We start from the raw sequence: 23,299 nt of genomic DNA, 5'->3' as shown, positions 1-23,299 counted from the left end.
CCAAAATATAGCTAACACAGTGTGAAAAACTTATCATACATACCATCTAATGCAGATAAAACCTATCAGCAACTATCTAAGGTGGTAAACTAGTAATAAACCCACTTTTTGCCTCATCTAAGGACGAACAAGGGTAGCGATCGCTGAAATTTCGTACAACTGATTTGAGAAAGTCTTCAGCGAACTGATAGGTGCTGGAAAGTACCCAAGAAAGACCAGTATTTGCCATCTCGTAAAACTTGGTATGAGTCTGTTTTGCTTGGTTGTCAAGATCTCTTCCAAAGGGTCACTTGCTCTTAACTGACTTGTAACTTGTTGGGATTTGGATTCGGGAAATGCTTCTCGGAGTACAACAAATCCAGTTCACCTCCTCTTATACCAATCATCTAGAGGTTGCACATAAGCTTTTATTTGGGTTTGAGAACACAGGTAGAAAAGGGGCAATGCTGTGATTCCGATTGCTGACAAGGTTAATTTCACTCAAAAAACCAAGGAAAATGCAAGCAAAAAGAACCAGAAGGATGAAAAGAATCTATCTCATCTTAAAAACCAGTGTGGGATAGGAGTATGAAAAATCTAAAATAGATATTAAATTGAAGAAAATAGAACGACCTTTCCACCAACAACCGCCAGTCTATTCTACTTCCACAATCACGCGTCGTCGGTCTGTTACCAGTGCTGAAACACGATTACATGCAACTTTCCCAGGATCAGCCTATTTATTCTGAGGCTCCACTACAGCTGCTACTTTTTGTCGATGGACGTCCAAAGTCCAAACAGCAAGTTCAGCGCATTCGTTCATACCTAAAAGAATTGCAGGCTGATTATACGTTTGAACTACAAATAGTAGATGTTGGGCAAAAGCCTCATTTGGCGGAACACTTTAAACTGGTAGCAACGCCAGCCCTCATCAAAATTCATCCGGAACCAAGGCAAATTCTGGCAGGTAGCAACATTACGGGTCAATTAAAAACTTGGTGGTCTCGGTGGCAAGCATCTGTAGATACGTATTTAGAAATACAGAATGAATTGCAAGAAACTACGGATGAGGGTAGTCGTGTTAAGGAGAACAAACCAACAATTGGTTCATTAGCTGTTTCAGAAGAATTATTGCGGCTTTCCGATGAAGTGTTTCGCCTCAAACAGGAAAAAGAGAAACTGCAAGAACAACTACAGTTTAAAGACCGCGTGATTGCTATGTTAGCCCACGATATCCGGAATCCCCTCACTGCGGCTTCCATAGCTATAGACACTTTACAATCAAACTACAATCTGGAAAAAGCAGCTTTTGACCGCCTCACACCAAATATGACGGTACACTTATTTAAACAAGCCCGCAGTCAAGCTAAAATAATGGATCGGATGATTACCGACCTTCTACAAGTTGGTCGCGGGAGTGAAAAAGAATTTCCCATTCAACCGCAAAAAGTAGACTTGGGTAAACTCTGCTCAGATGTAGTTGAAGAATTACGCGATCGCTACACCGCTAAATCTCATAAATTAAAAAGAGACATTCCAAAAGACTTACCCAATGTGTATGCCGACCCAGAACGCATACGCCAGGTTCTCATAAACTTATTGGACAATGCCATTAAATACACACCTGAAAATGGCACTATTACTGTTTCCGGTCTACACCGCACAACTCAAAAAGTTCAATTTAGTATCGGTGATACTGGTCCCGGTATTCCTGAGGAGAATCGAGAGCGGATATTTGAAAATCATTACCGTTTAGAAAGAGATGAAGCGACCGAAGGGTACGGTATTGGTTTGTGTTTGTGTCAGCGCATTATCCGCGCTCATTACGGTCAAATCTGGGTCGATGCATCTCCCAACGGTGGCGCTTGGTTCCACTTTACATTGCCAGTTTATCCAAATTAGTTATCGGTTAGTGGTTAGTGGTTATTAGTTAACTACTAACTACCAACCACTAACTACTAACCCTTGGTCATCGGTCATCGGTCATCGGTCATTAGCATTACAAAGGACTTTGGACAAATAACACTGGACAAATGACAAATAACTCTTATACTAACGAACTAACTTACTTTGAAGGTACCAACAGTTGCTTGTAACTGTTGCGAAATCTCTACAGTTTGTTGCAGAGACTCGGAAACCTGACGTGAAGAATTACTGGTGCGTTGCGAAGAGGCTGCAATTTCCCTCATTAATTGACTGACTGTTTGTGATGTTTCCACCTGAGAGGCTGTTGCTTGAGAAATTGACTGCACTAATAAATCAATTTGCCGCGAAATTTCTAAGATTTGACTTAGATTTTGCTTGGCATCTTCTACAATGCGCGTACCTTCGACAACCTGGGTCGTTCCCAGTTCCATCGCCTGCACCACTTCAGTTGTTTCGCGTTGAATATTCTCAACAATTTGTTCTATTTCTTTTGTCGCTGCCGCACTCCGGGCTGCTAATTCTCCCACCTCCTCAGCTACAACAGCAAAACCTTGACCTTCTTCACCTGCACGCGCCGCCTCAATACCAGCATTGATGGCAAGCAGATTGGTTTGCATGGATATTTGATTGATCAAAGCTACCACGCGGGATATTTGCTGGGTGGATTCTCCCAACCGCTTAACTTTCTTAGCAGTTTCGCCCACCGTTTCCCGCAGGTGCAAAATGTTTTGCACTGTCATATCCATTGCCACACCACTCTTTTTGGCGGTGTTAGCAGCAGTGTTGGCGACTATGGCTGCTTGCTGGGCGCTGGCAGCAACTGCTTGGATGGATTGGGTCATGTTATCAACAGCACCGAGGGAGCGATCGATTTCGGAAGCTTGTGCGAGTGCTTCTTCTGTCAGGATACGAATTGCCCCTTCGTTTTGACCAATTGCTTTATTGACTTGGGTGGCTGCAACTTTTACTTGAGTGACAATATCCCGCAAACTTTCCACAATCGAGTTAAAGAAGTCCGCAACAGTACCAATTTCTCCTGCCGTTACTTCGGCACGTACTGTTAAGTCACCACTGGCTGCGCCTTCGACTTCGCTTAGGAGTTCTAGGAGTTGCATTTGCAGGGCTTCTTTTTGTCGCCGTTCATCTTCTGACGACCTTTCTGCAATAGATCTTGCTTTTTCTACTTCTTCTAGAAGCAATGCTTGCTCTAAGGCATAACCTACCTGGGTAGCAATTTGCTTAAACAAATCAATTTCTGACTGCAACCAAATGCGGGGGCTATCACAATGATGGGCAATCATCAAGGCTACCAGTTGCCCATCGCTAATCACGGGTGCGACCAAATTCGCTTTGACGGCAAATTTTTCCAACATCTTAATGTAGCAATGGGCGTTGCTCAAATTTGAGTCTTGATAAATGTTGGATATCGCCCGGACTCGACCATCTTTATAAGTTTCTGCATGACGTTCTCTAAAACAGGGATCGTCAATTTGTACCCCCAGCATTCTTGGTAAGCCAGCAGTCACTGATTCAGCAACAACATTGCCATCAAGGGTTTCTGGATTGAAATGATATATCAGTACCCTGTCGGTTTTGATTGCCTGACGGACTTCTCTCACTGCTGTTTTGTAGATGTCCTCCATATTCAGGCTTCTACGAGTTCGCAGGGTTATTTCTGCCAGTAACTTTGCTCTTTCAGCATCCACTTCTTGTTGCTGAACCAAGGCTTGCAATTGTGCCGCCATTTGGTTAATGTTGGCATTCAAAATACCAAATTCGTCCTGAGAGTAGACATCCAAACGGGTACCCAATTCCCCTTTTCCCAGTTTTGCAACTGCGTCTGTCGCTCTGACAATAGGTTCTGCGACCCGTTTTGCCAATAATACTGCGATCGCTGCTACTAGAAGTGCTGACAATCCTGTTCCCAGTAGTATTGTCAACCCCAATTGTCTTTGAGGTGCAAATGCTATTCCCGTGTCTGTCGTCAGCAGCGCTTGCCATTTCAAATCTGGCAATCCTTCTTGTGTTCTGGAGGTATAGCTGACCAGTTGTTCTTTCCTATTAACGTTATCAACTGTGATAAAACTATCTTCTTTTTTCTCAGATTGACGTTGACTTAATCCAGGAAAATCTGTTTTTACATTTCTACCTATATAGGTTTTATCTGTTGCTAAAAATAATTTTCCCTCTGCATCTGCTAAATAGTATTCATGCCCTACTTCTGCATAATTTTTGACGACATTTTCTAAAGATTTTACAGGTAGACTTGCTCTGACTACAGATGTTATTTGCCCGGTGGTAGCATCTTTAATTGGGGAAGCAATTGTCATCTTGCTATTACCAGGTTCTTTTAACATTTCTGGCTGACTGATATAAGTCTTCCCTTGTTGCTTGACCGCCTCGAAGTACTGACTCTTGCTTTGGTTGGGTATAGCAGAGTTCTGAGATTGGGCGATCGCATCCCCATTCAAGTTAAGGATTGCAATGCTGTCATAGACTTTATAATTCTCTATATATTTGTCTAATAAAGCTTGTTTTTCTTTGGGAGAAAGAGAGTCCCTGATTCTTGGATTTGTCAGAATTGGCAAACTTGACAATACCCGCATATCCGTATACCGCTCTAACATAAAGCGGTTCACCTTATCTGCCAGACCATTGACTTCTGCTTGCTGAATTTGAGAAATTTTACTACCCGTTGCCACATTAGCTACATAGTAAGCTAGCGCTCCAATGACCAATACTGGAACCGTCCCAATTGCGAGCGCTAATAATGTCGCTTTAGTACTTAAATTCAACCGCTTTAAGGGTGCTGATGCCTTATTCCACTTAGAATCAATAGCTAACTCAGGGCTCTGCTCTTGATGCAGTTCTAAAACATTATTATCTGCAATTTTTGCAGAAGAGTTAGAAGCTCCATTACTTTGAGAATCAATACTATTTTTCGCAGCATTAGTTTTATTAAACATAAGATATTTCTCCTGAGGTAGTGAATAAAACGTGCTTCAAACAGTTTTTCTTAGCAGTACACCCTAATCACTGCGGAGAATAGAAGATTGCACAATAGCTTGTGCATCTAAGACAAGTAAAATTTCTTTTTGTTGAATAACACAACCGCGTAAATAGGGGATTAAACTGGATGCCACTTGTCCTACAGGAGAGCGTATATCATCCGGCATAAACTTAGTTGTCCCTTGTATTTCTTGAACAACTAAGCCTAAAATTACAGACTCCACCCGAATAATAATTACGTTATACTGTCGCAGTCTATTATCAAGATATTCTAGATTAAACATCCTTGGCAAATCGACTGCCCAAACTATACGACTCCGCCAATTCATTAATCCCAATACACAACCGGGCATATTGGGCATTGAGGTGATAGCTTCCACGGGCACCACAATTGCTTCTTGAGTGTGCCGCATTGGTAGCACGGCGGATGTTTGTCTGTTTAGCTGAAACTTGAGATAGCCATCTCCCAAGTTATTTTGAGTGACTTTTGTCGAGAGGGTAATTTTAGAACTGTTCATTAGAATGAAATTGCCACAGATTTAATAGCTCGTAAGAGCTGCTCGCGAGTGTAAGGTTTAGTTACATAGGCGTCAGCTCCCTGTCTCATTGCCCACAATCGGTCAATTTCCTGATTTTTAGAACTACAGATAACAATTGGCACTTTTTGAGTCACCGGGTTCCTTTTCAAAGAACGGCACAGTTCAAAGCCACTCATTCCCGGCATAACGACATCGGTAACGATGACATCCGGGTTGTTTTCTTGGGCTTTTTCCAAAGCTTCTTTTGCTCCTGCGGCTTTAATGACGTTGTACCCGCTTTCTTTGAGATAGTGACTCATTAGCTCCAATTCGCTGGGAGAGTCTTCAACAATTAAAATTGTGCCTAACAAAGTAATACTCACTCCTAAATCTCCTAAACAATCAGTTGTTCTTAAAAGTTCAGCCTTATTCAGGTATTGTTACTCTTAGCTTAACTACCAATGTGTTTAAACACCATTTTTAGTAAGTCCGATTGTGAAAAAGGCTTTGTTAAATAGCCCGATGCTCTGACCATCTTTGCTTTTGCGCGATCGATAAATCCCGTTCTCCCAGTCACCATAATAATTGGGGTATTCTTAAAAGCCGAATGCCTCCGCAGCAAAGAGCATAGCTCATAACCATCTAGGTTAGGCATCTCAACATCTAGTAAGATGATGTCTGGTTTGCTGCGAAGTATTTGCATGAGAGCTTTGACTGGATCGTTAATCGTGACAACTGAAAATTCACTTTCATCCAAATAGTGTTTGATAGAGTTCAATACCGTTGGGCTGTCGTCAATACAAGCTACGGTGTATGTGTTTTTACTGCTAGGTTGCTGATAGGTTTTGTTGCTGTTTAAATGAGAGTTATCAAAATGATTTGGTTTTTGCAACTGTTCCCCTAGTTTCACTTGAGCTTGTGATTGCTGAGGTTGGGGAACATTTGTTGAATGGAATATTGGGGTATTGACTTGAGCACTCATAGATGCTGCTTGGGGATTTTGGCGATTGCGTAACTGCTTTTGGCAGTGTTCCACAAGCAATCGCAAGTCCAAACGACAGAATCTTGGCAGTTGATCCAAGGGAGATTCGCCATAAAACTCATAATTCCCTTGTTTAACAGCAAGAAAAGATTCCAAAATTTCTTTAGCCATTTCATCAATTAAAATGGCTGCTTGAGGAGGAGTCATGTATTCCTCATTTACTAGCCAGCAAATTGCTTGATAATCAGGTACTGGTATTGACTGATTCTCACTGTTTGACTCAAATATCAGCCTTACCTGCATAAGTACTGTACTGTTGAGAGAGGGAAATTGCTGACTCAAGTTACTAACGTGATTCTCAAGTCGCTCAAACATTTTATCGGAAGACGCATAGATAAGTTTACCGTCTTCTAGATAGATTGACCAAGATACTGACTCTGTGAATACTTGTAAGCATCCTGTAGCACGGCGACTAGTCAATTGTGCTAATAGAGATAGCGGATGTAGTTTTTGGACAAACTTGTAGCTACCTATAGGAGTTGTGCTCATTTTGCTGTTTTTTGGCTAAATTCGATTAGGTGTGAGCTCTTTTGTTGCAGAGTTTCTCCACAAGCCAACAGAAGTTGCTAAAACTTTTGTTGCCAAGAATACAAAATTCTAACTTTGTGACTGGTGATGAACTCAGCGGTAGCACCCTTCTCTTAAGATGAAAAATCTCAGTTAATGCGTAAATTGCAATGAAATTTACTAATGATACTGAGATTAGCAGACATTTTTACCCAGCAAGTAAAAAAAGTGTAAAGACTGGATGAAGCCATTTACCTAATGCAAACCTTGTGTGACAACACTAAAACAATACTGTTTTGACCTATATTGATTGGCAAGACTTAGCTCGCTATTTTCAGTACTTGTCATTCAGTATAATACGGTTTCTCAGGACAGGGTAAACTTCACGGTAAAATTTACTTCCATTTCAGTATTTTTACTTGCAGATCCAGTAAATTTAACATCAAAAAAATGCCCTCACCATAGAATAGTGCCACTGTCTGTTATATACCCTGTCAGGTATATTTGCCAGCTATCATATGAGTGACATCAATGAAAATCATTAAGTTGAAGTTTATACGAAACAAAATTTAACAGTATCAAGCTCAATAAATTTCCGGATAGCTTTTAGTTTCTGTTATGCAGTATCAAATACATAAATCACAAGCTGTCATTGAGACGGTACAAATAAAGTTAATAACTGGTAAGGGTTGTCCTTTGGAGGAGTGGCATAAATTTATACACGTTAAGACAGAGGCAAACAAGTGAAACTACCTTAAGTCACTAATTGAGAAAACAACACCCCTGTTTTTCATTTTATCAAGACCTCTTGGCAAATACCGTGAAAGCATCACCAGCCTACTCAGCAACATATACCCACAACGCAGTACTTCAAATCATTTACGGCTACAATAGCTGCTTTAGTTGCGACCCTGAAGCAAATAAGTCGTCATTTCCCCTTTGCCTTTGACTAAAACAGAACCCCGTTGTTGAAAAATAAACTTTTCTTTTAAACGCTCGTAAACAGTTGCCGTTACTTGAGTCTCGCCTGGTAAACCCGTTGATTCCATACGAGAAGCCACATTGACACTGTCTCCCCATAGATCGTATATGAATTTGGTCAAACCAATCACTCCTGCGATCGCCGGACCTATATTAATGCCAATACGGAGGCGAAAATTTTTCTGGCTTTTCATATTGAATTGCTCAAGAGCAGCGTGCATATCCAATGCCATATGGCAAATAGATTCTGCATGGTCTTGACGGGGTAATGGTAACCCTCCCACCACCATGTAAGCATCCCCTATTGTTTTAATTTTTTCTAAATTATATTGTTTGGATAATTGGTCAAATTCACTAAAAACTTGATTAAGAACTTCTATAATTTCCGTTGAACTTTTCTTAGATGCAAAATCAGTAAATCCTACTAAATCGGCAAACAATATGCTAACATCTGAAAAACTATCAGCAATCACCTGCTGTTTTTGTTGTAAACGTTCGGCGATAGGCTGAGGCAATATATTCAACAATAGTTCTTCTGTTTGTTGCTGGGCTAATTTCCGAGCGGTAATATCAGAAACAGTTCCTTCGTAATAAAGGAGCTTTTCTTTAGAGTCACGCACGGCCCGAGCGCTCTCAGAAATCCAAATAATTTTACCATCCTTTCGATAAACTTGAGACTCGAATCCGGTAACGGCATTATTCGCCTCTATTGCTTCTTTAAACTCGTTCCGGCGGTTTGGCAAAACATAAAGTTGCTGCTCAATATTTTGAAAACTTGTTATCAAGTCTTCTACAGATTCATAACCATATAGTCTTGCTAGGGCAGGATTAGCACTGAGGTAACGTCCAGCAGGTGTGGTTTGATAAATTCCTTCAACTGCATTCTCCACGATACTATGATACCGCTCTTGCGTGATTCGCAAGACTTCTTCAGTTTGCTTGCGTTTAATCAGAGAAGCTAATTGTGTTGCGACTGCATTAACTAAATCAATAATCCGGGCATTTTTTACCATCAATTTTCTCTGGTAAAACACGAGAATAGCCAAAACTTGATTTTCCAGTAAAATTGGAATACCTAAAGCTGATTTGAACCCAGTTTCTACGATGTTAGGGTAGATAAAAAATAATTCTTTTTCCAGAGAAATTTCTTCTATCCACTCTGGTGTTTGAGAAGCCCATATTTTACCTGGCAATCCCATGTTACGATTGAAACTTATTGTTAAACTCTGATTTATAAACATTGATAAATTGGGGTCTACACTATACCATCCCTCGCAACAGGCTAAAGTTTTGTTGTCATCATTGGGAACCCAAGCTTCTCCATAGTCCCATTGAATTGTCTTACAAACCAAATGCAATACAGATGTCAAAGCTGAGTGAACGTCATTACAGCGACTGATGGCTTGAGTTGTTGCTAATAAAAGACGAATTTCAACTTCTACGTGTCGGCGCGATTCAAGATACTTGTGCAGTAGTTTATTCTGCTCTATTAATTTTAATTGGAGTTCTCGGAGGCGCAGTTGGTTGTCAATACGTGCTAGTAATTCTAATGTTTCAAAGGGGTGCGTGATATGATCGACTCCACCAACTGTAAATACATTCACTTTATCGATTGGTTCATCTAAGCCACTGATGAAGATAACCGGAATATCACGAGTGCGATCGTCATCTTTTAAATGCTTACAGACCTCATAACCATTCATTTCTGGAATATTGACGTTAAGCAAAATGAGATCGGGGGGGTCTGATAGGGCAGTTTTTAGTGCAAGTTTGCCATTAGAAGACACTCGAACTTTATATCTCTGACTAGATAAAATTTGGATGAATAGTTTAATATTATCTGGATTATCATCAACTACTAAAATATTAGCTTTAATAAGTAAAGATTGTTTTAAGTCCATAAGTTATGTGCAACCTGAATTAAATTCAAGATTTTTTGATGATGGAAAGTCAGGAGTGAGGAAGAGGGGTTTTCATTATTTTGGTGTGAACGAGCGTGTTCGATACTAGTATGGCTTAATCAAAACAGTAATGTAAATTTATATGTCTTGGTTTGCTGAAAAAACCCAAAAACCCGACCTCTCACCAAATAGAGTAGATCGGGTTTTGATGGTAAATTTTTTTTAGTGCGGATGAAAGGACTTGAACCTTCACACCTCACGGTACTAGAACCTAAACGCATTGAATGGGCTGGACGCGAAATGCCAGTTTTGCAGCAAATACGCGATCGCTTTGCCCAAGAAAAACCTTTTGCAGGAATTCGTCTTGTGGCTTGCTGCCATGTGACCACAGAAACAGCTAACTTGGCAATTGCACTCAAAGCAGGTGGTGCTGATGCCGTGCTGATTGCTAGCAATCCCCTTTCAACTCAAGATGATGTAGCGGCTTGTCTGGTTGCCGATTATGAAATTCCTGTCTTTGCCATCAAAGGTGAAGATGCTGAAACTTACAACCGCCACGTACAAATTGCTCTAGATCACCGCCCCAATATCATCATTGATGACGGTTGTGATGTAGTCGCCACCTTGGTACAACAACGCCAGCATCAACTTGCTGATATTATTGGTACCACTGAAGAAACCACAACAGGAATTGTGCGACTCCGCGCCATGTTTAAAGATGGCGTTCTTTCCTTCCCCGCAGTCAACGTCAACGACGCCGACACAAAACACTTATTTGACAACCGCTACGGTACGGGGCAATCAACTCTTGATGGTATTGTCCGCGCTACAAATATTTTGCTTGCTGGTAAAACCGTTGTTGTTGTCGGTTACGGCTGGTGTGGTAAAGGAACAGCGCTGCGGGCACGTGGGCTTGGTGCTAACGTGATTGTGACCGAAATAGACCCCATCAAAGCGATCGAAGCTGTGATGGACGGTTTCCGAGTTATGCCAATAGCAGAAGCTGCATCTGTAGGTGATTTGTTTATCACCGTTACAGGTAACAAGCACGTGATTCGTGGCGAACACTTCGATGTCATGAAAGACGGTGCAATTGTTTGTAACTCCGGTCACTTTGACATTGAACTCGATCTCGTCGCCTTAGGTGCTAAAGCGAAGGAAGTCAAAACAGTACGTCCCTTCACTCAAGAGTATCTTCTACAGAATGGCAAATCAGTTATCGTTCTGGGCGAAGGACGCTTGATTAACCTTGCTGCAGCCGAAGGTCACCCAAGTGCGGTAATGGATATGAGCTTTGCTAACCAAGCTCTGGGTTGCGAGTACTTGGTGAAGAACCAGGGTAAATTAGAACCCGGTATTCACTCCATCCCAACTGAGGTAGACCAAGAAATTGCACGGCTGAAACTGCAAGCAATGGGAATTCAGATTGATAGCCTCACCCCAGACCAAATTCAGTACATCAACTCCTGGACGTCTGGAACCTAACAAATGTTTAAAATGACTGCCTGGAATAGAGCGATCGCTCTTCTAGGATAATTAAGCGGGATAGGGAATTTTCTCTATCCCGCTTTTGATTTCTGAGTGCATAAGTGCTTGTCATTGTTTCCTACATGAGTATTGGCGTCAACTTGCACAGATGCCAAGACTTTCTCGAACATTGATTCCATTGGTCATATTTTTAAAGAGGTAATGATAAAAATGGCTGACTCAACAAGTTCAACACCAAACTTTTACGCATTACTTATAGGCATTGACTGCTATATGCCCAACAAATTGCCTAATGGAGGTTCCTACAGAAATCTTGGAGGGTGCGTGCGTGATATCACCCACGTAGAAACCTTTCTCAAGGAAATGTGGAAAATACCCGAAGATCGCATTTTAAAGCTTACGGCTTCGACCAATAGTTTCAATCCCACTCAACCATCTGAACCACCAGAACAATTGCCCACTTATAAAAACATAGTGGATAAGTTCAGAAAACTGGTTGCAATGGCGAACAAAGACGACCAGGTGTATATCCACTACTCGGGGCACGGTGGGCGTGCGAAGACGAATTACCCAGAAATTAAGGGAGCAAATGGCATAGATGAGGCGTTGGTGCCCACTGATATTGGCAAGCCAGATGGGCAGTATCTGCGCGACCTGGAGTTGGCGAAATTATTAAAAGAATTGGTAGATAAACAAATATTTGTCACACTTGTGCTGGACAGCTGTCATTCTGGGGGAGCAACGCGGGGAGATGACACTGATATTCGGGGAATGGATGTTGTGGATACAACAGACCGACCAATGGAAAGCTTGGTTGCCTCAGCTGGGGAATTAGCACAAACTTGGGATTCTTTAACTGAGGGCAGCACCCGCAGCCTCTCTTCAGGTTGGTTGCCTGAGTCAAGAGATTATGTTTTATTGGCAGCTTGTCGTCCCACAGAGTTTGCCTTCGAGGGTGTTATGAACCCTGAAACCAGAGAACGTAATGGAGCACTGACTTATTGGCTGCTGGACTCTTTAAGACAGCTGACGCCTGGGTTAACCTATAAGGATTTGCACGATCGCATCAATGCCAAAGTTAACAATCAATTTCCCCAACAAACGCCAATGCTGATTGGAGAAGGCAACCGCATTGTGTTGGGGAGTGACTATGCAAAAATTCAATACACGGTACCTGTACTCAAAGTGGAATTGGCAGGCAATCAGAAGCGAGTTTGTGTGGAAGCAGGTCAGGTATCAGGTCTTCGCAAAGGAGCAGAATTTGTCATATACCCACAAGGCGTAAGGGACTTCACGCCAGAAAATCGATTGGGTGTAGCAAAAATTACAGACTTGGAAGCGACCAAATCTTGGTGCGAACTCCAATTGTTGCCGGGAGTAGAATCCATTAAGGAAGGAGATCAAGCGGTTCTGACTTCAGCTTCCACCAATCTTGTACGCAAAGTCCGTCTACTCTCTTTACCAGAGGCGCAGTCACAAGAAGATTTGCAAGCCAATCAATTGTTAGAAAGAAAGCTTTCTCCAGAAGTTTACAACCTTCAAAAAAACGCATTCCAAAATGTTCAAAATGCTCTAGAAGCAGGCAAGGGGTGGATAGAATTAGTATCTGATGAGGTTGGTGATAACAAGAAAGAAACTGCTCACTACTTTGTCACTATCAATAACAATGGAGAATATGAGATTTGCGATCGCGCAGGAACCCCATACGCAAATATGCAGCCGCCATTAGAGGTTAGCGATCCAAATGCTGCTGCCAGTGTAATAGAACGATTGGTACACCTTGCAAAATATCACGCTACTGAAGGGCTTGACAACTTTGATAAAAGTAACCCTTTGATGGGTAAGTTAACAGTAGAGTGGATTGGCAAGCTTCAAGACTACGATCCAGTAGACCCCATCTCACCTGATTCTGATTTGGAACCCTTGGACGCCCCAGACAATCCAACGGTAAACGTGGGTGAATGGATATTTTTACGGATTCGCAACGAATATTCCACTCCACTCAATGTTGCTGTATTGAGTTTGTCCTCTGATTGGTCTATCACCCAGGTTTATCCAGAAAATCCAGGAAACAGGTTTGTCACTATTGACCCCAAACAAGAAGAAATTATTTCATTTCACCTGTCTTTAGCCGATAGCTACCAGCAAGGTAAAGACATTGCCAAAGTGTTTGCGACGGTAAGTTCACCTAATTTCCGCTGGCTGGAATTACCACCTTTGGATGAACCAATCGCCCCAAAGGGGATAGCAAAAGGAAACGATCCCCTAGAACATCTTTTCGCGACCATTGGTGATGAAAATCCCAACGAACGCAACTTAGTTCCTGCTACTTATCCAAGCCGAGAATGGACAACCAAGCAGGTAAAAATCAACGTTCAAAGAGCTTGAGTATTTGTTAATTTGGTGATAAAGGTGTAGGAAAATTTTCTCCCTTGCAGTCTAGTAAGATTGTTAAAAAAGTAGGGTGGGCACTGCCCACCATTCTAAAAAAACGATGAAACAATGGCTAATCACAATTCTGCTGCCTCTAGCTTTGCTTCAAAAACCAACTCTAGCTCAAACGAACGTACAAAATAACCAGCTCCCCAGTCAGTCAGAAACAGCTCCTCGCACCACATCTGTTGACAGGCAATTGACGTTACTTCCATTAGAAGGAACCAGGCAAATTCAGCTGAATTTAGTGAATTGTAGGGGTTGGTTAGACTGCGGCTTGGCTCGTATGTTACTACCTGCCAGTACATATATAGATAATCGAGAATTACAATTTGATAACCGTACTCCCAGAAATATCAGTGTAGTCAATACTACCGTTGTAGCCCAAGGTGAACTCACGGGTTATCAACTCAACAAATCTGCCATAGCCATTTCTCCAGACTCTCAATCCTTACCTGCTAACCAGATTGTTGGAATAAATCTCGTTTTAAACCGCTCTGCAATGCCTCCCGACCATTATACTGGGTCTGTCTATCTCAACTTCGACACTCGCGGTAACCGCCTGACATTACCACTGGACTTAAATATTAGAACTGGTCCGCTTTTTCCGATACTTGTACTATTTTTAGGAGTTATTCTCGGCAGGCTTTTTCAGTACGTACAGGGTTCCGGTGGTGCTCAAGCAGATGCTCTCAAAGAAGTTAACCGTCTTGACCTAGATATTGCAGATGCCGATTTGGAAAATGAACAGGATCGAAAGATACTAACTGTTATGTCTAATGAAGCTCGCAAGTTAATTTTCCGGGAGAAAATTGATGCTGCGATCGCTGAGATTGAAGCTATTAGAAATCGCCTGGAAGTTTTAATTAACCTACAACTTATTGAGAAACAAATAGGAGAAGACCCCCTAGACACGCAATCCCAAAAAGAAGCTCTGGAGCAAATAGAACAGATTCGCTTTTTCATTGCAAGACAAGATGACGCAGCGGCTAATGAATCATTGGAAAAGTTAAAGACTATTTTAAATAATCAGACTTCTGAAGCTTCGAGGGAAATGGCAATGAATATATCTTTACAGGAAGCACAAGCTGCAACTAAACGCATTCTTAAAATTTCCTCAGAATCATCAAGTAAACCTTCTCTATTAAAACGTTCTCAAAGATTTATGGTGGTACTTTCTGGGTTATCAGACCTAGTTCGTGTCGAAGCAACACTGTGGTTTGTAAAACCTATACTATCCCTTACCTTATTATTTGCCCTCACTGCTATGGGATTAAATTCTCTTTATATAGAAAATGGTAAAACTTTCGGAGCTAGACCTTTTTCCGATTTTCTAGGGTTGCTCCTCTGGGGATTAAGTGCCGATGTTGCTTGCCGTAGTTTAAATCACTTATCAACAGAAAATAATAAAAATGTCTAAACCAGAGACTTCTCATCCTCAGAAAATATACGCACTCCTTATAGGAATTGATTGCTATCTAGAAAATAGATTACCTGATGGATCTTCCTATAAAAAACTGACTGGATGTGTACGAGACATTAATCAAGTGGAAACTTTCCTAAAAAACACATTTAATGTACCTGATGCACAAATTTTTAAGCTCACGGCTTCTCAATCTGAAATTCCCAACCTACCAAAAGAATCACCACAGGAATTGCCAACCTACGAAAATATTGTCAATAAATTTCAAGAACTTACCGAACTCGCTCAACCGCAAGACCATATTTACATTCACTACTCCGGTCATGGGGGGCGTGCGGTAACAATTTATCCCAAACTGAAGGGACACTTCAGGTTTGATGAAGCGCTTGTTCCGATGGACATTGGCAATTCCCAAGCCCGCTACCTACGAGATTTAGAGTTGGCGCAACTTTTACAAAACATGGTGGATAAAGGGTTATTGGTCACGGTTGTCCTGGATAGCTGCCATTCTGGAGGAGCAGTACGAGGAGAGATTAAAGATTTTAGCATTCGCGGGCTGGATAGAAATACTATAGATACAACCCAACGATCTCAGGAAAGCTTGGTTCCACTGAGTAGCCAAGTCATGGAAACTTGGCTTCAACAACAAAACACTCGCAATGCGATCGCAACCAGTGGTTGGTTACCCGAGCCAAAAGGATATGTTCTACTAGCAGCTTGTCGGGATAGTGAATATGCTTATGAGTACCCCTTTGAAGGTCAACAAAACAATGGTGCGCTGACCTATTGGCTACTGGACTCTCTCCAGAAACTGGGAAATAATGTGACTTATAGAACCCTTCACTCTCGCATCCAGGCAAAGGTCAACACTCAATTTCCACGACAAACACCCATGCTACAAGGGGAAAGCGATCGCACCATCTTTAGCGATCGTTCCATGTTGTCTCAGCCTGCTGTTGTTGTCAAAAAAGTCGATTTAGAAAAAAAGCGGGTTCTGTTGCAAGCAGGTCAAGCACAAGGTTTGCGTAAGGGCGCAGAGTTTGCTATTTATCAATTGGGCACCACCAATTTTACCGACGCCTCAAAACGCGTTGCACTAGCGAAGATTGTAGAAGTGCTTGCACAAGAGTCTTGGGCGGAGATTACAGCAATTTTGAACCAAGAAAATGCAAGATCCCCATTACATCAAAAGAGAACCTACGTTCCAGGAACCCCAGTCCAACAACAGACAGCGCCAACTATTGGTGAAGGAACAATTGAAGATGGTGCTCCTGCAGTGCTACTTTCTCCCGGTGTGAAGCTTGTCCGCAAAGTCCGCTTATTACCTCCCCAGGAAAATTTACAAGCTTTCGGGGTAGATACCAAGGCAGCATTGGAAGCAATTAGAACTTCTAAAAGAATCGTACAAGGCAATAGTTGGATAGAACTCTTATCTTTTGATGAAGAGAGCGATGAACCCGTGACATATCAGGTGTCTGTCAACTCTCAACGAGAGTATGAAATTCTTGATGCAGGCGGAGAAACAATTATGAATTTGCACCCTGCTATTAAAGTCGGCGGGTCTATGGCTGGTATGAATGTTGTCAAAAGGCTGGTACATTTATCAAAATACCATGCGACTTTAGAACTGGATAATAATGACCCAAGATCTCCTCTCGCAGGAAAGTTGAAAGTTGAACTGTGTACAGTGGGAGAAAATCAAGAATTACGACCCATCAATGCCCCAGGTAACTTACCTACCTTCAGTGTTGGTGAAGAAGTTGCCTTGCGAATTCACAATGAATCTTCTCAAGAACTCAATATTACCGTACTCGCAATTCAGCCTGATTGGAGCATTACCCAGCACTACCCCCCAAAGCGTGACTATGAACCATTAGAGCCGAAAAATGACATATCGGTTAGATTCCGTACCAGTCTTCGTTCGGGTTACACTGAAGGTGCTACCGTTCTCAAAGTATTTGCGACGGTGAGCGCTACTAATTTCCATTGTCTAGAACTCCCAGTATTGGATCAACCCCGTAACGAGCGAAGGTTCACCATAGGAGATGACCCCCTAACCAAATTATTAGCAGCTATGGCTAGCGAAACACCTCCCACCAGAAAACTCAATCCTGTTGCTTATCCAAGTAGAGAATGGACAACAGAACAGATAAAAATTGTTATTAAATTGTAGCCAATAATACTTCCGTTTTTAGTAGGGTGGGCATTGCCCACCAATCATCAACTTCATCCTCCTCGTAGGGTGGGCATTGCCCACCATTCTCAATTTGGTGTTTTCACATACATGAGGTAGACGCAATTGCCAGGGTGAGTATTATCAATCAAGCCAATTGTGGTGGGCGGTGCCCACCCTACGTTGAACTCGCCAAGAGTATTATCAATCAAGCCAATTGTGGTGGGCGGTGCCCACCCTACGTTTGACTCGGCAATATTACGCCGCACAACAAATAGGGGCAGGTTGTAAACCCACCCCCAATGTTTCTGATATACTCCGTTCGACAGATGCAGCTACTGGTCTTAGGCTATCAATCAAGTTCACCATATCTTCTAAAGACAATGCCTGACGCGCATCAGACACGGATTTTTCTGGTTGTGGATGACACTCAATAATCAAGCCATCTGCCCCACAAGCAACAGATGCTTTAGCCACAGGTGCTACCAGTTCTCGTTTGCCCACAGCATGAGAAGGGTCTACAATTACGGGTAAGTGAGTTATCTGTTTGAGTGCCGCCACGGCTCCTAAATCCAGTACGTTGCGAGTGTAATTGTCAAAGCTGCGAATACCGCGCTCGCAAAGCACAACATCAGGATTGCCGTGGCTTAGGATATATTCAGCTGCCATAATAAATTCTTCTATTGTTGCAGCTAAACCGCGTTTGAGGAGTATCGGTTTACCTGCTTGTCCTAATGCTTTTAAAAGGTCAAAGTTTTGCATATTGCGGCTACCAACCTGAAGCATATCAGCATGGGTAGCGACGACTTCTATTTGGGAAATCGACATAACTTCGGTGACCACTGGGAGATTGTAGCGCGATCGCACTTCTGCCAAAATTTTTAGTCCGTCTTCTCCCATACCTCCGTGGTGCCAAAACAAGTAGTGGCGACCCCAAAAAGGTCCGGTTTCCTCAAAACCCAATTCTAGAGCTGCTGAGTCACCGTAATAGATTCCTTGGACATCTCGGTACAATTCTGTCCTCAGACGTGCTAAGCTCGCCCAAATTGGTAATGAACGATTCTGTAAATACTCGTCCACGTGAGAAGCTTCCCACCAAGAGGTTGCGTATGCCAATCGCTGACCGGAAGCGGTTCGCAACCAAACTTGTCTTCGCAGTCGCGGTTCGGGTACAGCTTTGATTAGATCGGGCGCACCATCCAAGTCCATGCCAACTAATGACATATCAATTACGTCCACTTCTGTTGGTTCGCCTGTCAGGAGTTGTAAATGTCGTGTCGGAGACCCATCACCTAACAGAAGGAGTTGCCAAGCAGGCGCGAGTTGAGTGTGAGGCAAACCTTGTTGAATGACTTCCTCTCCACCCTGCCATATCGGAGTGAGACGATGCCACCCCGACGGTAGTGTTAAATTGTTTGTCGGCGTAAAAGTCGCAGTCAAGATTCTTCACAAAACTTTACCTATATCTATAAAAGCACAAAAAATCGGCGATCGCTCAAAAATTCTGAGCCAAAGTCAAGAGCCCAGAGTCAAAAAACTGTATGCTGTTGACTTTGGGCTCTTGACTCAATTTTCAAAATGCGGATGGCGAGACTCGAACTCGCAAGGGAAGCCCACACGCCCCTCAAACGTGCGCGTATACCAATTCCGCCACATCCGCAAGATTCATCACAATAAGTATAGCAAGCGTGAAAATAAAAAGCAATATGGGTGAGATGATACCCAAAATACAGAAAAGAGATGTTTGGGAATGAACTAATTAATGTTGCCACTGTAAGTACTTTAAGGCGCACAATCCTCGTACACTTCTTGTAGGGCATTGTACTTGGAGGTTCAAAATGCAATTTCAAGTAACCTGTAGCGGCAACAAACCAAATTTTTGCCTATATTTAGGGCGTGATTTGGACTTCTGATGTCGGGCATAGTGAAATGAGGCTCTGCATAATTTCAACTTTGACGGCAGAAAATGTTAATCTACCGAACTAATATCATAGTTAGAAGATGAAGTTTGACAAAATATTAATTGCTAATCGGGGAGAAATTGCTCTTCGCATTCTCCGCGCCTGTGAGGAAATGGGAATTGCGACGGTTGCCGTACACTCCACCGTGGATCGAAATGCCTTACACGTTCAACTAGCCGATGAAGCGGTTTGCATCGGCGAAGCGGCTAGCAGTAAAAGTTATTTGAATATTCCCAATATCATTGCCGCAGCTTTGACACGTAATGCCAGTGCAGTTCATCCCGGTTATGGTTTTTTGGCAGAAAATGCTCGATTTGCAGAAATTTGTGCCGATCATCACATCGCTTTTATCGGTCCTTCTCCCGAAGCAATCAGGTTAATGGGGGATAAATCCACGGCAAAAGAAACCATGCAAAAAGCCGGGGTGCCTACGGTACCAGGTAGTGATGGATTGTTAGAGTCGGAAGATGAAGGATTAACCGTTGCTAGGAAAATTGGCTACCCTATCATGATTAAAGCCACGGCGGGTGGTGGCGGCAGGGGAATGCGTTTGGTACGTTCTGAAAGTGAATTTATTAAATCTTATCAAGCGGCTCAAGGCGAAGCAGGAGCAGCATTTGGTAACTCCGGAGTTTATTTAGAAAAATTTATTGAGCGTCCCCGCCATATTGAATTTCAAATATTGGCTGATAACTATGGCAATGTCATCCATTTGGGTGAACGTGATTGCTCAATCCAGCGCCGCAATCAGAAACTTTTAGAAGAAGCACCTAGCCCTGCTTTAGACGCAGATTTGCGTGAGAAGATGGGACAAGCAGCAGTCAGAGCCGCTCAGTCTATCAATTACACTGGAGCAGGTACTATCGAGTTTCTCTTGGATAGCTCGGGTCAGTTCTACTTTATGGAAATGAATACCCGAATTCAAGTTGAGCATCCCGTTACAGAGATGATAACAGGTATGGATTTGGTGGCCGAACAAATCCGGATCGCTCAAGGAGAAAGACTCAAAATTAGCCAAAACCAAGTGCTTTTGCGGGGTCATGCGATCGAGTGCCGTATCAATGCTGAAGATCCCGACCATGACTTTCGCCCCTCAGCTGGTCGTATCAGTGGTTATCTCCCCCCTGGAGGTCCCGGAGTCCGAATTGATTCCCATGTCTATACCGATTATCAGATTCCCCCTTACTATGACTCTCTCATTGGAAAGTTAATCGTTTGGGGTCCTGACCGTTCCACTGCTATAAACCGCATGAAACGGGCACTGCGAGAATGTGCCATCACTGGACTACCAACTACTATTGGTTTTCACCAAAAAATTATGGAAAATCCTCAGTTTCTACAGGGTAAGGTTTATACCAATTTTGTACAGGAGATGAAAGGTCTTGGTTAAGGGTTGGTAGTACAGACGCGCCATGGCGCGTCTGTACTACCGCTAACCATTAACCGCGAGATAGCATAGTTAGCAGCCCTTGCTGACCCAGCAAAATTTCTCGCAGTAAACTGCAAATCCCAACCCAAATGACCGGGGTTATGTCCACTCCACCTAGAGGTGGTACTATCTTTCGCAAAGGCACTAAAAAAGGTTCAGTCGGCCAAGCTACTAAATTGTAAGGAAAACGATTGAGTTCTGCTTGGGGGTACCAGGTCAGAACAATGCGAACAATAAACAAAAATGTCATCAGCCCCAATATCGGACCGAGAATCCAAATAGCAAGGGTAGCACCTGTCATGATACAAGCTTGGCTCTTTCGCCTGAGTTGAGAAAGATGAGAGCAAAAGCGGTGAAAATTTAAGCTTTGTAAAGCACTCTCTACAATTGTAATTCTTTTCTCTCGATTTTCTCAACTAGCTAGTTCTATAAAGTAGGGTGAAAACTTATCCCCAGTCCCAGCATGGTAACTTTTCAAGAATCTGATAGAGTATTAAAATTAAAACAAGGTATGTAAAAAAAGGTTGAAATCTATGACACCGTCTTTATCAAATTTCCTTTGGAGTCTGCTTTGGGGTACTGCTATTGTTGTTATCCCCGTAACAGTGGGATTGATTTTTGTTAGCCAGAAAGATAAAATTCAACGCTCATAGAATTTTAAAGAACGTGTGGGCACTCCCTACATTCACGTTAGAAAACTTTCATAAGAGACGTAGTATCCTACGTCTCTTCTTTACAAGCCGCTTTCTAGCATCACACGTAAGAAATACTTAGTGTTTGGCCAAAAATGTTTATTGGCGAATAAGTGGTAATGTAGAAATACTTTTGCACGGCGTTCCCTTTGGGAACAATTTTGCATTTCTATAGCAGGAATAATATATTGTGTCCAGTCACGGTGGAGTTTTAAATTCTAACTCGCTAACATAGATTTGTTATTAGGTAAACAGCAATGCTAATGTTTGGGCTGAACTCAGCCAGTGTTCTGGCTCAGGTAAATTTTGGGGCAAACTCAGCCAGTATCCTAGGAATTTTCTTGGCTGTGGCTGGGGCAGCACTCTATTTTCTCCGTTCTGTGCGCCCAGAACTTTCTCGCGACCAAGATATCTTTTTTGCAGCTGTCGGTTTACTCTGCGGTTTTATTCTCATATTCCAAGGATGGCGTCTCGACCCGATTCTACAATTTGGTCAGCTGCTTTTAGTAGGCTCAACTACGTTTTTTGCAGTTGAAAGTATTCGCTTGCGAGGGATTGCCACCCAGCAAGCCAAGCGCAACACTCCTATTGTGGATGACGAACGAGAAGTGAGCGATCGCCCTTCATATAGTAGAAGATCGAAGTATCAGGCAGAAATGGAGGCTGATTTAGAACCCCTGCCTTACTATGATGAAGACGAACCCGCACCACGACGAATTCCAGGTAGCAGAGATTCTCGTTCATCTCGCGATGATTACTACGATGATGAAGCCCCCCGTCGTTTAGATCGTCGCAGTGGTAGTAGCGAAAGACCGAATACAGATAAGCCACGTCGTCGCAATTCTCGTCCAGTACGTACCTCTGAAAGGTTTGAGGATGAGGATTGGGGCGCTTCCTCCAAGCCACAAATTGAGGATTGGGATCGCCCGCAAAGCGAAGAAAGAAGACCTTCCCGACGTGGAAATAATGGACCAGTACGTCCAGAGGTTCCCGAAGATAATGCGCCTCCCAGACCAAGAAGACGTCGTCCACCCAGTGACTCGACTTCTCGAGTTGAGCGTCAAGACGATGATGTTATTTCTACTGATTACGTAGAATACAAACCTCTCGAACGCCCGAATCGCTCTAATGACGAACAAGATAGTTCAGTAAACTTTGATGATGATGTATAAATAAATTTGGTCAGAAGTTGCAGTTACAGGCAACAAAAAACAGTTAAGGTGAAAAAGATTACACCCGGATTTCGGCTCCAAAGACAACTTCATTGGAGTCTTTGTTTAGCGTTGGCAGGTATGCTAGTCTCCTGCGGTTACAGTGATATTCCTATTGGACCTACTTCCCTCAACAGTCGCTATAGCGAACAGCAACCCGCGTTGAGTGGAAATGGTCGTTTTTTGGCATTTGTATCTAATCGTAACGGTAATCATCAAGTCTTGCTGTACGATTTACAACAACAACAATTTGTGAGTACACCACGCTTAAATCGACCTGAAACTATTATTGAAAGTCCCAGTCTTAGTTACACCGGACGTTATATTACTTACATTACTAGCGACCAAGGTAGACCCGTCATAGCACTTTACGATCGCGTCACACAACAATCGCAAGTTCTCACACCAATCTATCGTGGCTGGGTAAGAAATCCCAGCATTAGTCCCAATGGGCGTTATGTTGTTTTTGAAACGGCTAGTCGCGGTCAGTGGGATATTGAGGTACTAGACCGAGGACCAGATTTTGAATTAGATATTCCTGATGGAGATTCAGTGGTAGGGTCTCCATAGGAGGTGGTTAGTGGTATTTTCTAACTACTAACTACCAACTACCAACTACCAACTAC

General features: G+C 42.7%; 16 protein-coding genes, 1 tRNA gene and 1 pseudogene. 9 read left to right on the top strand and 9 right to left on the bottom strand.

The window, feature by feature from the left end:
• Positions 1-76 precede the first annotated feature (76 nt).
• Positions 77-229 carry a hypothetical protein gene (locus ACYRY3_RS11360; protein WP_460201779.1) on the bottom strand — a complete coding sequence of 51 codons (153 nt, stop codon included), beginning with the start codon at positions 227-229 and terminating at the stop codon, positions 77-79.
• A gap of 464 nt (positions 230-693) precedes the next feature.
• Here ACYRY3_RS11360 and ACYRY3_RS11355 point away from each other — a divergent pair, with 464 nt between their 5' ends.
• Positions 694-1,881 carry a histidine kinase gene (locus ACYRY3_RS11355; protein ID WP_460201778.1) on the top strand — a complete coding sequence of 396 codons (1,188 nt, stop codon included), beginning with the start codon at positions 694-696 and terminating at the stop codon, positions 1,879-1,881.
• 158 nt (positions 1,882-2,039) lie between these two features.
• On the opposite strand, the gene ACYRY3_RS11350 is transcribed toward ACYRY3_RS11355, so the two are convergent.
• The 5 genes from ACYRY3_RS11350 to ACYRY3_RS11330 form a co-directional block, all read right to left on the bottom strand.
• A complete protein-coding gene (locus ACYRY3_RS11350; RefSeq protein ID WP_460201777.1) occupies positions 2,040-4,871 on the bottom strand; it encodes a methyl-accepting chemotaxis protein in 2,832 nt (943 codons plus the stop codon).
• A gap of 63 nt (positions 4,872-4,934) precedes the next feature.
• Complete coding sequence (locus ACYRY3_RS11345) at positions 4,935-5,432, bottom strand: chemotaxis protein CheW (RefSeq protein WP_460201776.1); 498 nt, start codon at positions 5,430-5,432, stop codon at positions 4,935-4,937.
• Complete coding sequence (locus ACYRY3_RS11340) at positions 5,432-5,815, bottom strand: response regulator transcription factor (RefSeq protein WP_460201775.1); 384 nt, start codon at positions 5,813-5,815, stop codon at positions 5,432-5,434. Before ACYRY3_RS11340 ends, ACYRY3_RS11345 begins: the two co-directional genes overlap by 1 nt.
• A 68-nt stretch (positions 5,816-5,883) precedes the next feature.
• Positions 5,884-6,963 (bottom strand): response regulator, encoded by a 1,080-nt coding sequence (locus ACYRY3_RS11335; RefSeq protein WP_460201774.1) that lies wholly within the window; start codon positions 6,961-6,963, stop codon positions 5,884-5,886.
• Between the two features lie 917 nt (positions 6,964-7,880).
• Positions 7,881-9,863 (bottom strand): adenylate/guanylate cyclase domain-containing protein, encoded by a 1,983-nt coding sequence (locus tag ACYRY3_RS11330; protein ID WP_460201773.1) that lies wholly within the window; start codon positions 9,861-9,863, stop codon positions 7,881-7,883.
• Between the two features lie 270 nt (positions 9,864-10,133).
• Here ACYRY3_RS11330 and ahcY point away from each other — a divergent pair.
• From ahcY to ACYRY3_RS11310, 4 genes and pseudogenes are all read left to right on the top strand, one after another.
• Positions 10,134-11,348: pseudogene (gene ahcY, locus ACYRY3_RS11325) on the top strand (adenosylhomocysteinase); the annotation flags it as partial.
• Positions 11,349-11,561: 213 nt separating this feature from the next.
• Positions 11,562-13,739, top strand: coding sequence for a caspase family protein (locus ACYRY3_RS11320; protein ID WP_460201771.1), 2,178 nt, complete (start codon positions 11,562-11,564; stop codon positions 13,737-13,739).
• Between the two features lie 106 nt (positions 13,740-13,845).
• Positions 13,846-15,204 carry a hypothetical protein gene (locus tag ACYRY3_RS11315; RefSeq protein WP_460201770.1) on the top strand — a complete coding sequence of 453 codons (1,359 nt, stop codon included), beginning with the start codon at positions 13,846-13,848 and terminating at the stop codon, positions 15,202-15,204.
• Positions 15,197-17,380 carry a caspase family protein gene (locus ACYRY3_RS11310; RefSeq protein WP_460201769.1) on the top strand — a complete coding sequence of 728 codons (2,184 nt, stop codon included), beginning with the start codon at positions 15,197-15,199 and terminating at the stop codon, positions 17,378-17,380. Before ACYRY3_RS11315 ends, ACYRY3_RS11310 begins: the two co-directional genes overlap by 8 nt.
• A 258-nt stretch (positions 17,381-17,638) precedes the next feature.
• On the opposite strand, the gene aroF is transcribed toward ACYRY3_RS11310, so the two are convergent.
• Entirely contained in the window at positions 17,639-18,820 is a 1,182-nt protein-coding gene (gene aroF, locus ACYRY3_RS11305; RefSeq protein WP_460201768.1) for a 3-deoxy-7-phosphoheptulonate synthase, read from the bottom strand.
• Positions 18,821-18,959: 139 nt separating this feature from the next.
• Positions 18,960-19,040, bottom strand: a tRNA-Leu gene (locus ACYRY3_RS11300).
• 341 nt (positions 19,041-19,381) lie between these two features.
• Here ACYRY3_RS11300 and accC point away from each other — a divergent pair.
• Positions 19,382-20,731, top strand: a complete 1,350-nt coding sequence (gene accC / locus ACYRY3_RS11295; protein WP_460201767.1) for an acetyl-CoA carboxylase biotin carboxylase subunit — start codon at positions 19,382-19,384, stop codon at positions 20,729-20,731.
• A 49-nt stretch (positions 20,732-20,780) separates the two neighbouring features.
• Here the strand turns inward: accC and ACYRY3_RS11290 are convergent, their stop codons facing one another.
• Entirely contained in the window at positions 20,781-21,071 is a 291-nt protein-coding gene (locus ACYRY3_RS11290) for a YggT family protein (protein WP_460201766.1), read from the bottom strand.
• Between the two features lie 232 nt (positions 21,072-21,303).
• Between ACYRY3_RS11290 and psbX the strand changes: the two genes are divergently transcribed.
• The 3 genes from psbX to ACYRY3_RS11275 all read left to right on the top strand — a co-directional run bounded on the left by psbX (position 21,304) and on the right by ACYRY3_RS11275 (position 23,243).
• On the top strand, positions 21,304-21,423 hold the full coding sequence (gene psbX, locus ACYRY3_RS11285) for a photosystem II reaction center protein PsbX (RefSeq protein ID WP_460201765.1): 120 nt from the start codon (positions 21,304-21,306) through the stop codon (positions 21,421-21,423).
• Positions 21,424-21,719: 296 nt separating this feature from the next.
• A complete protein-coding gene (locus ACYRY3_RS11280) occupies positions 21,720-22,634 on the top strand; it encodes a Ycf66 family protein (protein WP_460201764.1) in 915 nt (304 codons plus the stop codon).
• Between the two features lie 48 nt (positions 22,635-22,682).
• Positions 22,683-23,243, top strand: a complete 561-nt coding sequence (locus ACYRY3_RS11275) for a TolB family protein (RefSeq protein WP_460201763.1) — start codon at positions 22,683-22,685, stop codon at positions 23,241-23,243.
• Positions 23,244-23,299: the final 56 nt, after the last annotated feature.

The organism is Scytonema sp. NUACC21 (assembly GCF_054684315.1).
Note: the sequence above shows the minus strand (reverse complement) of the source record. Positions and strands in the feature narration are given on the sequence as shown.

Coding starts and splice junctions, on each gene's coding strand:
- ACYRY3_RS11280 (WP_460201764.1), top strand. CDS start 21,720: ATGCTAATGTTTGGGCTGAACTCAGCCAGTGTTCTGGCTCAGGTAAAT.
- ACYRY3_RS11310 (WP_460201769.1), top strand. CDS start 15,197: ATGTCTAAACCAGAGACTTCTCATCCTCAGAAAATATACGCACTCCTT.
- ACYRY3_RS11320 (WP_460201771.1), top strand. CDS start 11,562: ATGGCTGACTCAACAAGTTCAACACCAAACTTTTACGCATTACTTATA.
- ACYRY3_RS11360 (WP_460201779.1), bottom strand. CDS start 229: ATGGCAAATACTGGTCTTTCTTGGGTACTTTCCAGCACCTATCAGTTC.
- ACYRY3_RS11355 (WP_460201778.1), top strand. CDS start 694: ATGCAACTTTCCCAGGATCAGCCTATTTATTCTGAGGCTCCACTACAG.
- ACYRY3_RS11345 (WP_460201776.1), bottom strand. CDS start 5,432: ATGAACAGTTCTAAAATTACCCTCTCGACAAAAGTCACTCAAAATAAC.
- ACYRY3_RS11350 (WP_460201777.1), bottom strand. CDS start 4,871: ATGTTTAATAAAACTAATGCTGCGAAAAATAGTATTGATTCTCAAAGT.
- accC (WP_460201767.1), top strand. CDS start 19,382: ATGAAGTTTGACAAAATATTAATTGCTAATCGGGGAGAAATTGCTCTT.
- ACYRY3_RS11335 (WP_460201774.1), bottom strand. CDS start 6,963: ATGAGCACAACTCCTATAGGTAGCTACAAGTTTGTCCAAAAACTACAT.
- psbX (WP_460201765.1), top strand. CDS start 21,304: ATGACACCGTCTTTATCAAATTTCCTTTGGAGTCTGCTTTGGGGTACT.
- ACYRY3_RS11315 (WP_460201770.1), top strand. CDS start 13,846: ATGAAACAATGGCTAATCACAATTCTGCTGCCTCTAGCTTTGCTTCAA.
- ACYRY3_RS11330 (WP_460201773.1), bottom strand. CDS start 9,863: ATGGACTTAAAACAATCTTTACTTATTAAAGCTAATATTTTAGTAGTT.
- ACYRY3_RS11290 (WP_460201766.1), bottom strand. CDS start 21,071: ATGACAGGTGCTACCCTTGCTATTTGGATTCTCGGTCCGATATTGGGG.